The organism is Nocardia sp. NPDC058176 (assembly GCF_042883805.1).
In the GTDB taxonomy this organism is placed as follows: domain Bacteria; phylum Actinomycetota; class Actinomycetes; order Mycobacteriales; family Mycobacteriaceae; genus Nocardia.
This window is the reverse complement of the sequence record NZ_JBHVVA010000001.1, coordinates 948,558-960,987: the sequence shown is the minus strand read 5'-3', so window position 1 is coordinate 960,987 and position 12,430 is coordinate 948,558. Positions and strand designations below refer to the sequence as shown.

Below are 12,430 nucleotides of genomic sequence, written 5' to 3'. Positions count from 1 at the left end.
TCAGTCTTCCTTCAGCGCGGCCAGCTGCTCCGGGGTGAGCTTGGACTTCAGGTCGTAGAAGATGTCGTCGGCGGTGATCCGGCGGGTGATGACGCCGTTGTCGGCGAAGGTGTTCACCACATCGGCCAGGTCGGTGGCATCGGACTCGGTCGGCAGGCGCGGCACGGTGACCTCGCCACCGACCCGGACGGCGTCGGCGAGGCGGTCACCGGTCAGCGCGCGCGGGCCGGTCTTGTCGAAGACGTTCTCGAAGTCGGCGGGCGCGGCCTTCTGCTTCGCGGTGAGGTCCTGCAGCACTTCCAGGTACTTGGCGGCGATGTCGGGGCGCTCGTCCAGGACCTCGGTGCGGAAGACCACCACGGTGTTGTCCTTGGAACCGATCGACTGCTCGGTGGCGATCTCCACCGCGCCGGCGGCCTTGGCCTCCTGGTACGGGATCAGGAACGAGGCCCACGCGTCGACCTTGCCGGTGGCGAAGGCGGAGGCGGCGTCCTTCTGCTGGAGCGGAACCCGGGTCACCTGATCGGGCGAGATACCCGCCTGGGCAAGGGCTTTCAAGGTGATGTACTCGCCCTTGGCGGCCGGATTGACCGCGATCCGCTTGCCCACCAGCCCGGCCACCGTGGTCACGCCCGATTCCGGGGTGACGACGATGCCGCTCTGGTCCTGTCCGGCCGGGTCGGCCACCGCGACGATCTTCACGCCGACGTCCTTGGACAGCGCGCCGACCACAGGGCTGAACGCGGCGCCGGAGACGTCGAGTTCGCCGGTGTTGAACAGCTTCAGGTTGGAGCTGAAGCCCGGAGTCGTGTTGACCCACTGGATCTTCGCGCCCAGCGGGGCCAGCGCGGCGTCGAAGGTGCCGTCGCGCTTGCCGACCGCGAGCGGGCCGGTGTTGCCGGGATCGGTGACCTTGAGGACGAACGAGTCCTGCGCCCCCTGCTCCGGGGTGGAGTCGGAGCCACACGCCGCGACGAGGGCGACGGCGGGAACGATCGCGAGGGCGATCCGCGAGAAGGCAGACAGCCTGCGGGTCATGGGGGCTCCTGTTCGGAAAGGGCGGGTGATGCCTACGCAGCGTAGGAGCGAGTGTGGTGCCGAACGAGGGATGTCTTTCCATGGATCGGAAAGCTTGACAGAGATGCTTTCGCCGTTCTATGCAGTTCGATCCATCGATGCCAGCTGGACCTTTCCGCACAGCGGAATACGAACGGCTGTTTCGGCATCCGCCTGTGTTACCGTCGCTGCTGTGGAGACCCCCAGCGTGCAGACCGTGACCAGGGCCCTGTCGGTACTCGACTGCTTTCGTGGCGGCGAGGAGCGCGGGGTCTCCGAGGTCGCGCGCGCCCAGGGCCTCGCGGTGAGCACCACCCACCGCCTGCTCGGCGCGCTCGTGGAGGCCGGTTTCCTGGAGAAGAACGCCGAGTCCAGCCGCTATCGGATGGGTGGCGCGCTGGCCGAGTACGGGCAGATCGCCTACCGCCAGCACAAGATCTATCTCGCCGAGCCCTACCTCGAACAGCTGGCCGCGACCACCGGGGCGAGCGCGTCGGTCGCCACCCGCCACCACATCCACGCCGTACTGCTCGGAACCAGCCGGTGGCGTGAGAGCGACGGGCACAAGCTGCAGGGCGTTCGGCTGCCGTTGCACGCCAGCGCGCTGGGCAAGGCACTGCTGGCGTGGTCGGAGGTCAGCGACGACGAATTGCGTTCGCTGCCTTACGAAGAGGGCACCGAGCGTTCGGTCTCGGGGCCGGAGGAGTTGCGCGCGGAGCTGATCCTGACCCGCGAGCGCGGCTACGCCTTCAACGATCGCGAACTCGATCCCGGTTTCCGCACCATCGGCATGCCCATCCTCGACCCGCAGGGCCGGTGCCGGTTCGCGCTCGGGATGCGCGGGCCCGCCACGCTGATGATCGACGAGCGGGTGCCGTTCTTCGTCGAACTGGCCAAGGTGACCGCCGCCGAGATCGCCGCGAAGTTCGCCGCCGCGAGCTGAACGACCGCGCCCGGCGCCGATCGCGTCACACCGCCGGTAATTTCCGCGCGGAAACAATCGCGCCGCCGATACGTTGTCCCCGGATGGTTGGTCGAAGCAACGAGAGGATCGCCGGTGGCAACGGAGACCGCGAGTCCGGCCATCGGCCTGCGTTCCGAGCGCGGACCGATCCTCGCATCGCTGATGCTGGCGACCGGACTGGTCGCGCTCGACTCGACCATCATCGCCACCGCGGTGCTCACCATCACCGACACCCTCGGCGGGTTCGCGCTGTTCCCCTGGTTGTTCTCGATCTACCTGCTCGCGCAGGCGGTGACGGTGCCGATCTACGGCAAGCTCGCCGACATGGTGGGGCGCAAGCCGATCATCCTGGTCGGGATCGCGGTGTTCGCGCTGGGCTCGCTGCTGTGCGGGCTCGCCACCAGCATGGTGGCGTTGATCGTGTTCCGGGCGATCCAGGGCATCGGCGCCGGGGCGATCCAGCCGATGACGATGGTGATCGCCGGTGATCTCTACACCCTCGCCGAACGCGCCAAAGTTCAGGGCTACCTGGCCGGTGTGTGGGCCAGTTCGGCGGTGCTCGGGCCGCTGCTGGGCGGCGCGTTCGCCGACTATCTGAGCTGGCGTCTGATCTTCCTGGTCAATCTGCCGCTGTGCGCGGTCGCGGCCTGGATGCTGGTGCGCCACTTCACCGAATCGGCACCGCGGCGCGCGCAGCGGATCGACTATCTCGGCGCCGTGCTGCTCACGCTCGGCGCGGGCGGGGTCATTCTCGGTCTGCTCGAAGGCGGTCAGGCCTGGGCGTGGACCTCACCGATCTCGCTGGGGTTGTTCGCCGGCAGCGTGGCGTTGCTCGGGTTGTTCACGGTGGTCGAACTGCGCGTGGCGAATCCGATTCTGCCGCTGTGGATCTTCACCCGGCGGGTGGTGATCGCGAGCAGTACCGTCTCGCTGCTGATCGGCGCGGTCGTGCTCGGACTCACCTCCTACGTGCCGACCTTCGCCCAGGGCGTGCTCGGCACCGGGGCGCTCGTGGCCGGACTGACGGTCGGCGCGCTCACCCTCGGCTGGCCGCTGGCCGCCTCGAATGCCGGACGGCTCTACCTGCGGTGGGGTTTCCGCATCACCGCCCTCATCGGCAGCGCGCTCGCGGCGCTCGGCTGCGCGACCACCCTGCTCATCGACGAGCAGGCGAGCACCTGGCAGATCGCGGTGTCGTGCTTCCTGATCGGCGGCGGTATGGGCCTGGTCGCCACACCGACGCTGATCGCCGCCCAGGCCAGTGCCGAATGGCAGGAACGCGGCGTGGTGACCTCGGCCAACATGTTCGCGCGCTCGCTGGGCAGCGCGGTCGGCGTCGCGGTCTTCGGCGCGGTGGTCAACGCGGGCATTCGCGATCCCGACCACCCCGCGCCCACCGAACTCGCCCACGGCATCCACCTCGTCTTCGTCGCCATGTTCGTGATGGCGGTGATCATGCTCGTCGCCGCGATCACCATGCCGGGACGGACGAAGGTCGTGCCGGTCGACGCGTGAGCGACGGCCGGATGGTGGCCCCGCGCGAGATCGGTTGCGGGCCACGATGCTCGGTAAGGTCGGGGAATGTGGGGAATGGGATATAAGGAACAGGACAGTGACCGGGCGGCGCTGCGGGCTCGTCGCGCGAGTTCGTTCGGGTCGCAGGCCGCGATCTACGCCGAGCATCGGCCGGACTATCCGGCGGCGAGTGTCCGCTGGGCGCTCGAGCCGCTGGGTGGACGGGACGCGCCGGTCGTCCTCGATCTGGGCGCGGGGACCGGGAAGCTCACCGAGGGGTTGCTCGCGGTCGGCGCCGAGGTGATCGCCGTGGAACCCGATGACGCGATGCGCGCCGAGCTGGTCCGCCGATTTCCCGGGGTGACCGCGTTGTCCGGTACGGCGGAGGCGATTCCGCTGGCCGACAGGTCGGTGGACGCGGTGGTCGCCGGGCAGGCATTCCACTGGTTCGATCAGGAGCGGGCGTTTCCCGAGATCGCGCGGGTGCTGCGCGCGGACGGGGTGTTCGCGGCGTTCTGGAATCGGGACAACGACCAGGTCCCGTGGGTCGTCGGGCTGCAACGGGTCATGCTCAGCGACGCGTCGTTCGAGCCGCGCAAGGGTAGCATCCGGCGACCGACGCACCCGCTGCTCACCGAGTTCGAGCACGCCGAGTTCGACCACACGCACCGACGCACCGCCGAATCCCTCACGGCCACCATCGGCACGCACTCACACACCGTCGTCATCTCCGAGACACAGCGGGCCGAACTGCTCGACCGGATCCACACCTACCTGAGCCGCACACCGGAGACCGCCGACGGCGAGTTCGATTTCCCGCTGCGCACCGACGTGCTCCGGGCGAAAACTGCGCGCCGACGCGCCGGAATGATCCCGAAGGTCGACACCACCACCCGCGCGGGTCGAATCGCCCTGGTCGTAGTTGGACCGTTGATCACCAGGCACTCAGGCGAGCATCGGCCGAGAAGCCCACGCCACCATTGCCTGGTGATCGACTGTCCAGGTCAGGTGTCCTAGCTGGCCCGCTCCTCTCGGCGGCGGACGACGTCGACGATCTCGCCGGGGGCGAACTCGACGACGCGGCGGACCCTGGAGTTCGCAACCGGGGCCAGGTCGACCACGATCGGGGCGCCGGGGCCCGCGTGGGTGATCACGGTGATCCGGTCCTGGAGGTAGCCGCCGTCGGGGACGGCCACGCGGATGACGTCGCCGACGGTGAGCGCTTCGGCGTGAATCGCACCGCCGGGCACGATGGTGTCGACGGTGCCGCACCGGGTGTGACCCGCGGTGGCGCCGAGACCTCGTTCGGCGATGGTCCACCACACCGGGGTGTCCGGCTCGCCGGTGCCGAGGCGGCGGTGCCACGCCAGGACCCGGTCGCGTTCGGCTTCGGCGCCCGCGCGGGTCTCGTGCAGGGAGATCTGGCGGCGGACCGGGGCGTTGCGTGGTCGGCTCGTGCCCGCGGCGCCGTCGATCACCAGGATCCAGCGGGCGCCCGCCGCGGTGTCGCGGTGTGCCGAGACGCGCTTGGCCAGGGCCAGGCCCGGTGTCGCGCCGAGCCGGTCGGCCGCCTCCTCGATGCTGTCGGCGAGGCCGAGTGAGCGCAGCAGTTCGGCGACGGTCAGCTCCGAGGTGCCCAGTTCCTGGGCGAGCGCGGGCATCGGGGTGCGGCGGCGCCAGCCGATCCGGGCGCAGTGCTCGTGCCTGGTGAACCACAGGCCGCTGCGGGCGCGGCGGTGCCGGTCGACGACCACCGCCCACCAGTCCCATTCCGGTTCGGCGACCAGCCGTCCCCGGATCCAGCGTTCTCGCTCGGCCGTGGACACCCGGTCCTCGGGCGGGACGAAATTGCGCAGCGCGGCGCGTACCGCGGACTCGGTACGCCCCAGCGTGTGCGCGGTGCGCGCCAAGTCGACCCCGGCGCGCAGGTCGTCGGCCAGGACCCGGTACTCCGATTCCCGCCAGGTGGTTCCATGCCTGCTCGGTGGCAGCAGATCACCACGGTCGTTGTCACTCATCCCCGTGCCCCCGTTCTCGCACCGTCCGGCCACCCTCGCGCCGGACTCGTAGTGTGACCCTTCGACGATACCGGTGGGGTATGACAGAAAACGCCTGTCTGCCAGCGGCTTTCCAGCAACTCACCACATTCCCGCCAGAACCGGGGACACCGCACCCCACGCGCCGGGAAATACTGCGAGCCCCGCACCGGTTGGCCTCAACAGGGATGTTTCACAGTCGAGGAGGCTCATGAACGCGGTCACGCTGTCGGTTCTGGATCTGGCGCCGGTACAGGCCGACGCGACGGCCGGCGAGGCGCTGCACGCGACCACCCGGCTGGCCCAGCACGCCGAGGAGCTGGGCTATCGCCGGTTCTGGGTGGCCGAGCACCACAACATGCCCGGCATCGCGAGCGCGGCGCCCGCGGTGGTGCTGGCGCATCTGGCGGCCTCGACCTCGCGGATCCGGCTCGGATCGGGCGGGGTGATGCTGCCCAACCACGCGCCGCTGGTGGTCGCCGAGCAGTTCGGGACGCTCGAGTCCCTGCATCCCGGCCGCATCGACCTGGGTATCGGACGCGCTCCCGGCACCGATCCGGTGACCGCACGCGCCCTGCGCCGCCATGCCGACGGCCTCGGCGCCGACTCCTTCCCCCGCGAACTCACCACGCTGATCGGCTTCTTCCGCGGCACCGACGCCGACGGGATCGTGGCCAGCCCCGGCCGCGGCGCCGAACCGGAGGTCTGGTTGCTCGGTTCGAGCGGGTACAGCGCCCAGGTGGCCGCGGCACTCGGCCTGCCCTTCGCCTTCGCCCACCACATCGCCCCCGACAACACCGCCGCCGCGCTGAACCTCTACCGCGACAACTTCCGGCCGTCGGAAACGAGGAGCGAGCCGTACACCATCGTCGCCGCCTCGGCCATCTGCGCCGACACCGACGCCGAAGCCGACCGCCTCGCCGCCCCCCGTGACCTCGCCTTCGCCAACCTGCGCTCGGGCCGCCCGCAGGCACTGGCCACCCCCGACCAGGCCGCGGGCTTCCCCGGCAGCGACGCCGAACGCCACTTCGCCGCCCAGCGCAAGGCCGGCCAACTCCAGGGCTCCCCGGAAACGGTCCGCGCCCAAGCCGCCCAACTCCTCGACGCCACCACCCCCGACGAACTGATGCTCAACACCCTCGTCTACGACATCGACGCCCGCATCCGCTCCCTCGACCTCACCCGCAAGGCCATCAACGGGTGATCGGTCTCCTGCTCAGTGCAGGCGGAATCCTCTGGCGGCCAGGTGTTCTCGGAGGCGGTGGCGGCCGTTGAGGGATTCCTTGGTGCCCAGGCGGGCCAGGGTGCGTTCGGTCCAGGAGAACGGGAGGCCCTGGTCGGTGTAGATCTCGCCGATGCGCTGTTCGTAGTCGGCGACCGGTTCGCGCTGGATCGACAGGTCGTAGGTTTCCTGGTGGAGGACGGCGGTTTGTGGGAGGCGCGGTTTCACGCGGGTGCCCTCGGTGGGGTCGGGGTGGCCGACGACGAGGCCGAAGACGGCGAAGACGTGGTCGGGGAGGTTGAGTTCGGCGGCGACGCGTTCGGGGTCGTTGCGCAGGGCGCCGATGTAGACGGTGCCGAGGCCGAGGGATTCGGCGGCAACCACCGCGTTCTGGGCGGCCAGGGCGGCATCGACGAAGCCGACATAGCTGGACTCGAGGTAGTCGGCGCCTTCCAGCGGGGCGCCGTGATCGTCGGCGAGCTGGCGCAGGCGGGCGAAGTCGGCGGTCCACACCAGCAGCACCGGGGCCTGCACGATGTGGGCCTGGCCGCCCGCGACGTCGGCCAGCCGGGCCCGGCGCTCGGGGTCGCGCACCTCGATGACGCTCCACACCTGCAGGTTCGACGACGTCGAGGCCGACTGCGCGGCCGAGACCAGCAGCCGGATGGTCTCCGGCGAGACCGGATCGGGCAGGTAGCGTCGCACCGACTTGTGCTCGTGCAACACCTGCAGCACCGGATTCCACTGCGCGGGAACCTCGACGGCCGGGTCGGCATAGCGCTCTTGCACGGGGTGGACTTGGCTGGGGGCGGTCTGCGTCATAGGAGCCATCGTCGGACATCGCGGTGGCCCTCGTCTGCGGTAACCCTCATCGTGAACCGAAGTGGCCTGGACCGGGGCCGATACACTCGAGGCGGGGAGCTCGCCGCTCGGCGAGACCGGAAATGAGCGTCATGGGCAAGATCTTCGACCGGATCGATGACAAGCTGCGGGCCTTCATCACGGCGCAGCCGATGTTCTTCGTCGGCACCGCGCCGTCGGCGGGCGGGCACGTCAACGTCTCGCCGAAGGGCTATCGCGACACCTTCGCCGTCATCGATGAACACACGGTCGCCTATCTGGACCTGTTCGGCAGCGGCGCGGAGACGATCGCCCATCTGCGCGACAACGGCCGGATCACCGTCATGTTCTGTTCGTTCGACCGCGTCGCCCGCATCCTGCGCCTGTTCGGCACCGGCCGCGTGGTTCGCCCGGATTCCCCCGAATTCGCCGCGCTCAGTGCGCATTTCGGCACCGGACACACGGGAATCCGCGCGGTGGTGGCGATCTCGGTCGAGCGGATCGCCGATTCGTGTGGCTGGTCGGTGCCCCGTCTCGACTTCGTCGAGGAGCGATCCGTTCTCGACGAGGCGCACACCCGCCGCACCGACGCCGATTTCGCCCGGCGCATCGCGGGCGACAACTCCGCCAGCATCGACGGCCTGCCCGCGCTCGAGCCCGATCACCCGGTGCCCTCCACCGTGCGCGGCTGAGGTCGGCAGTCAGGCCGCCGACACGGTGCCGGGATTCTCGAGTGCCAGCAGCCGGGACAGCGCGAGCAGAGCGGGATCGGCCCGGTCGGCGCGCCACACCAACCCGAGCCGGCTGGTCCCCTCCAGCCCGCGCACCGGCAGGAACCGCAGGTCACGGCGCGCATTGTGTTCGATCACCGGGCGGCACACCAGCATGGCGTGCTGTCCGGCGGCGGCCAGTGCCATCCCCTGCTGGATGGTGGTGATGCCCGCGGTCGACGGGATCGGCGTGCCCGAGGGGGTGGCGGGTGGGGTGCGTGCGGCTTTCCAGTAGTCGGCGGCGTCGCCGATCCGGTGCAGCAGGTCGAGCTCGGCCAGCTCCTCCATCTCGATGGCATCGCGGTCGGCCAGGCGGTGTTGCGCGGCCAGCGCGACGAACTGGTCCTGGGCCGGGAACCGGTAGCCGACGGTGAGTTCCGGTTCGTGGCAGGGCAATTCGACGATCACGGCGTCGACGGTGCCGTCGAGAACGGCGGAGAAGGGTGAGCCCAGCGGCAGGTCGTGCATGTCGACGGTGACGCCGTGTTCCTCGCGCAGCGCGCGGAAGCCGCGGGTGATCTCCTCGTAGACCATGCCCGTGAATCCGATCCGCAGCTCCTGCAGCGCACCGCGCAGGGCACGCTCCCGCGCCCGCGCGAAGGTCGTCGCGAGCGCGCGATAGGCCGGGCGGACCTCCTTGACGAACTGCTCGCCGAGGCGAGTCAGCGCCACCCTGCGGCTGGTGCGCTCGACCAGTCGCGCGCCGACGCGGGCCTCCAGCGCGGCGATGAGCTGACTCACCCGTGACTGGGAGTAGCCGAGACGCTCGGCGGTGCGGCCGAAGTGCAGTTCCTCGGCGAGGGTGATCAGGCACTCGATCTGCTGGAGCTGCACCTGGTGCATCGTGGGGTACTCAGCGGCCATATCCATGAATCTAGCTCATTGATCGGTGAGCAGATCGGCGTTGTTCCGCCGGTCGCCGGGCGGTGGACTGGTGGGCATGACAGTTACGGTTTCGCCCGCCGCTCCCGATCGAACATCGCCCGCCCGGTGGGGTGCGATCGGTGTGCTGACCCTGAGCACGTTCCTCGTGGTCACCTCCGAAATGCTGCCGGTCGGTGTGCTCACGCCGATGGGTGATGGCCTCGGGATCTCTTCGGGCGCAGCGGGACTCAGTCTCACCGTCACGGGGCTGGTCTCCGCGGTGACGGCACCGGTCGTACCCCGGCTGCTCGGGAATCTGGACCGTCGCATCGTGCTGGCCGCAGCGATGGTCGTGCTCGCCGCCGCGAACGCGCTGACCATGGTCGCGAGCGGATTCGGGACGCTCATGCTGTCGCGGGTTGTCCTCGGGATCGGGATGGGCACGGTGTGGGGTCTCGCGTCGGCGGTCGCGACCCGGCTGGTCGCTCCTCGCCACATCGCGCTCGCTGTGTCGTTCACCGTGAGTGGCGTCGCCGCGGCCTCGGTGCTCGGCGTGCCGCTCGGCACGTTCATCGGGAACGGCTTCGGCTGGCGCGCCGCGTTCGGCGCGCTCACGGCTGTCGGGCTGGTCGTCGCCGCGGGTCTGATTCTGGTTCTCCCGCGTCTGCGCCGCCCCGAAGGACCAGGCGTTGACACGGTGTCGGTGCCACCCCGACCGCTGCTGCGGCCCGCCGTCGTCACCGGCTTGGTCGTGGTGGTGTTGCTGGTGACCGCGCATTTCGCCGCCTACACCTACGTTCGGCTGGTCCTCGAGGATCGCACCGAGCTGCCCGCGAACGCGATCGCGCTGCTCCTGCTGCTGTACGGCGTGTTCGGTCTCGTCGGGAACTTCGCCGCCGGTGCGCTCGCCGCGCGTCGGCCGGTCAGGACCGCCGCGCTGCTGGCCGCGGGGATCGCGACGGCGATCACGACCCTGGCGGTGTTCGGCACCGCGGCGCTCGCGGCCGGGGCGGCCATCGCGCTGTGGGGGCTGGCCTACGGCGGGCTCTCCGTCGGCGCGCAGCTGTGGATGACCGCGGCGGCACCGGACCGGGTCGAACACGTCACCGGCCTGTACGTCGGGGTGTTCACCGCGGCCATCGCGGCGGGCGCGTTCGTCGGCGGGCTCGTCGTCGAGAGCGCCGGAATCCTTCCGCTGCTGTGGAGCGCCGCCGCCCTCGCGGCCGCGGCACTGATCGCCGGGGTCCTCGGCCCCGGACCCGAATCCGGCACTGCGAGCGGTACGACACTCTGATCGACCGGACTGCGGTCAGCCACCTCGAAGTCGCCGACGCGGAACGGGAGCCGCTGACACCTACGAGCTCAGTCGACTCCGCGTGGTGAAGCGGCGCAGAAGTTCCCTGGGCACCGGGACCGATTCCCGACGCCCGAGTTCGGCCAGCGAATCGGCCTCGCTCGGATCGAAATATCCTGCGTGCCGGTAGGTTTCGATACGGACGGCCAGACCATCGCCGTCGAGTTCGGGATGGAACTGGGTGGCGTAGACATTGCGGCCCACCCGGATCATCTGGACCGGGCAGCCCGCGGATTCGGCGAGCAGGACCGCGCCGGGCGGCACCCGCTGAACAGCCTCCTTGTGCCCGACGAACGCGCGGAAGGATCGCGGGATGTCGGCGAGCAGTGGGTCGTCGGCGCCGTCGGTCAGGGTGATCGTGGCGGCGCCGACGGGTTCGCCGTAGCGCTCGGCACCGACCTCGCCACCGAGGACCTCGGCCAGGATGCCCAGCCCGTAGCAGGCGCCGAAGTACGGGAAGTCCCGGTCGACGATCTCGGCGATCAGCTGCCGCAGCGGTGGTTCGAATCGCCGCTGGTAGTCGTACTTCTCGTGCTCCGGGTTGCTCACATTGCTCGGCCCGCCGCCGACGATCACGGCACTGAACTCGTCCAGCTCGACCTCGGGGAACCCTTGGTCGAGCTGGACGCGCACCATCTCGTCGGCGGTGAGGCCTGCCGCGCGCAGCAGCGCGGTGTACTCGTCGTCGGCGGCTGCCCGCTCGGGGCGCAGCTGCAGTAACAGGCAGGGCTTGGACATCGTCGGACCGTCCCCTCAGCGCGGTGCACGTGCCGGATGGGTTCGACGATACTGCGCCGGGTCACGGCACAGCGGTCACCGCGACGGCCGATTCGGACAGGCTGCCGAGATAGAGGGTGCCGTCTTGTTCGGCGACCGAGGTGACCATGGCGTAGTTGTCGCCCTCGCGCTGCAGATCGTGCACGACGGTGCCGTCGAAATCGAGTGCGAGCACCCAGGTGGAGCGCACCGGCGCGGGCTGCAGCCGGTCCGGCAGCGCCCAGGACAGGCGGCGGAAGATGCCGGGCAGCGCGAAGAGGCGGTCGAGCAGCGGGTTGCGCGGGGCGACCATGCCGACCCAGACCAGTCCGTCGCTGCCGAGCGACATGTTGTCGGGTGAGCCGGGCAGGTTCTCGACGAGGAGGTCGCTGGTGCCGGCGCGCGGACCGGTCAGCCAGTGCCGGGTGATCCGATAGGAGCCGGTCTCGGCGACGAGCACACAGGACCGGTCCGGGGCGAGGACCACGCCGTTGGCGAACTGCAGACCGTCGACGAGCACGTCGAGGGTGCCGTCCGGATCGCGGCGCACCAGCTGCCCGTTGCCGGAGTGCTCGAGGATGTCGCCCATCCACTGTTCGAACGGCCAGCGCCGCGAGGCGATCGAGAAGTAGAGGGTGCCGTCCTCGTCCCGCACCACATTGCTCGGGAAGGCCAGCGGCTCGCCGTCGATCTCGCCGACGACCACTTCGGGTTCGGCACCCGCCTCGGCCAGGCGCAGGATGCCGCGGCCCGCCACACAGATCAGCAGCGAACCGTCGGCATCGGCGTGCATGCCCAGCGCGCGCCCGCCGACGCCGGCGATCCGCTCGACCGCGCCGCCGGCCGGGTCGATGCGCCAGATCGTGCCGTCGTCGGTACCGGCGACGATCTTCCCGTCCGGCGTGAGCACGACGTCCTCTGGTCCCTTACCGGGCAGCGGCAGCAATCGTGTCGGCGGCAGGGGCGGTTCGCTGTGCGTCTGCCGCGCGCGAGCGGTGGGGCGAGGCGGAGTCCAGCGGTGCGGGCGCATCTTCATGCCCATTGCTACCACGG

General features: G+C 70.2%; 12 protein-coding genes. 6 read left to right on the top strand and 6 right to left on the bottom strand.

What is annotated here, in order from left to right; genetic code table 11:
• The gene (locus tag ACFVVM_RS04565) at nucleotides 1–1,038 is read right to left on the bottom strand and encodes an NrtA/SsuA/CpmA family ABC transporter substrate-binding protein (protein ID WP_387612904.1); all 1,038 of its coding nucleotides are present in this window, start codon (nucleotides 1,036–1,038) and stop codon (nucleotides 1–3) included.
• A 211-nt stretch (nucleotides 1,039–1,249) separates the two neighbouring features.
• Here ACFVVM_RS04565 and ACFVVM_RS04560 point away from each other — a divergent pair, with 211 nt between their 5' ends.
• The 3 genes from ACFVVM_RS04560 (at nucleotide 1,250) to ACFVVM_RS04550 (ending at nucleotide 4,552) form a co-directional block, all read left to right on the top strand.
• The gene (locus ACFVVM_RS04560; protein ID WP_387612902.1) at nucleotides 1,250–1,999 is read left to right on the top strand and encodes an IclR family transcriptional regulator; all 750 of its coding nucleotides are present in this window, start codon (nucleotides 1,250–1,252) and stop codon (nucleotides 1,997–1,999) included.
• Between the two features lie 114 nt (nucleotides 2,000–2,113).
• Nucleotides 2,114–3,535 carry an MDR family MFS transporter gene (locus ACFVVM_RS04555; protein WP_387612900.1) on the top strand — a complete coding sequence of 474 codons (1,422 nt, stop codon included), beginning with the start codon at nucleotides 2,114–2,116 and terminating at the stop codon, nucleotides 3,533–3,535.
• Nucleotides 3,536–3,610: 75 nt separating this feature from the next.
• A complete protein-coding gene (locus ACFVVM_RS04550; protein ID WP_387612898.1) occupies nucleotides 3,611–4,552 on the top strand; it encodes a class I SAM-dependent methyltransferase in 942 nt (313 codons plus the stop codon).
• Here the strand turns inward: ACFVVM_RS04550 and ACFVVM_RS04545 are convergent.
• Nucleotides 4,549–5,553 carry a hypothetical protein gene (locus tag ACFVVM_RS04545; protein WP_387612897.1) on the bottom strand — a complete coding sequence of 335 codons (1,005 nt, stop codon included), beginning with the start codon at nucleotides 5,551–5,553 and terminating at the stop codon, nucleotides 4,549–4,551. The two genes, ACFVVM_RS04550 and ACFVVM_RS04545, sit on opposite strands and share 4 nt — an antisense overlap.
• 229 nt (nucleotides 5,554–5,782) lie before the next feature.
• Here ACFVVM_RS04545 and ACFVVM_RS04540 point away from each other — a divergent pair, with 229 nt between their 5' ends.
• On the top strand, nucleotides 5,783–6,775 hold the full coding sequence (locus tag ACFVVM_RS04540; RefSeq protein WP_387612895.1) for an LLM class flavin-dependent oxidoreductase: 993 nt from the start codon (nucleotides 5,783–5,785) through the stop codon (nucleotides 6,773–6,775).
• Nucleotides 6,776–6,787: 12 nt separating this feature from the next.
• Here ACFVVM_RS04540 and ACFVVM_RS04535 read toward each other — a convergent pair whose 3' ends face one another.
• A complete protein-coding gene (locus ACFVVM_RS04535) occupies nucleotides 6,788–7,615 on the bottom strand; it encodes an NADPH-dependent oxidoreductase (protein ID WP_387612893.1) in 828 nt (275 codons plus the stop codon).
• Between the two features lie 131 nt (nucleotides 7,616–7,746).
• Here ACFVVM_RS04535 and ACFVVM_RS04530 point away from each other — a divergent pair, with 131 nt between their 5' ends.
• Nucleotides 7,747–8,325: a pyridoxamine 5'-phosphate oxidase family protein gene (locus tag ACFVVM_RS04530; protein WP_387612891.1), complete on the top strand. Its 579-nt coding sequence runs from the start codon at nucleotides 7,747–7,749 to the stop codon at nucleotides 8,323–8,325.
• A gap of 9 nt (nucleotides 8,326–8,334) precedes the next feature.
• Here ACFVVM_RS04530 and ACFVVM_RS04525 read toward each other — a convergent pair whose 3' ends face one another.
• Nucleotides 8,335–9,267: a LysR family transcriptional regulator gene (locus ACFVVM_RS04525; protein ID WP_387612889.1), complete on the bottom strand. Its 933-nt coding sequence runs from the start codon at nucleotides 9,265–9,267 to the stop codon at nucleotides 8,335–8,337.
• 76 nt (nucleotides 9,268–9,343) lie between these two features.
• Between ACFVVM_RS04525 and ACFVVM_RS04520 the strand changes: the two genes are divergently transcribed.
• Nucleotides 9,344–10,561 carry an MFS transporter gene (locus ACFVVM_RS04520; RefSeq protein ID WP_387612887.1) on the top strand — a complete coding sequence of 406 codons (1,218 nt, stop codon included), beginning with the start codon at nucleotides 9,344–9,346 and terminating at the stop codon, nucleotides 10,559–10,561.
• Nucleotides 10,562–10,621: 60 nt separating this feature from the next.
• On the opposite strand, the gene ACFVVM_RS04515 is transcribed toward ACFVVM_RS04520, so the two are convergent.
• Nucleotides 10,622–11,359: a glutamine amidotransferase gene (locus tag ACFVVM_RS04515; RefSeq protein ID WP_387612886.1), complete on the bottom strand. Its 738-nt coding sequence runs from the start codon at nucleotides 11,357–11,359 to the stop codon at nucleotides 10,622–10,624.
• Nucleotides 11,360–11,420: 61 nt separating this feature from the next.
• Nucleotides 11,421–12,413 (bottom strand): SMP-30/gluconolactonase/LRE family protein, encoded by a 993-nt coding sequence (locus tag ACFVVM_RS04510; protein ID WP_387612885.1) that lies wholly within the window; start codon nucleotides 12,411–12,413, stop codon nucleotides 11,421–11,423.
• Nucleotides 12,414–12,430 lie beyond the last annotated feature (17 nt).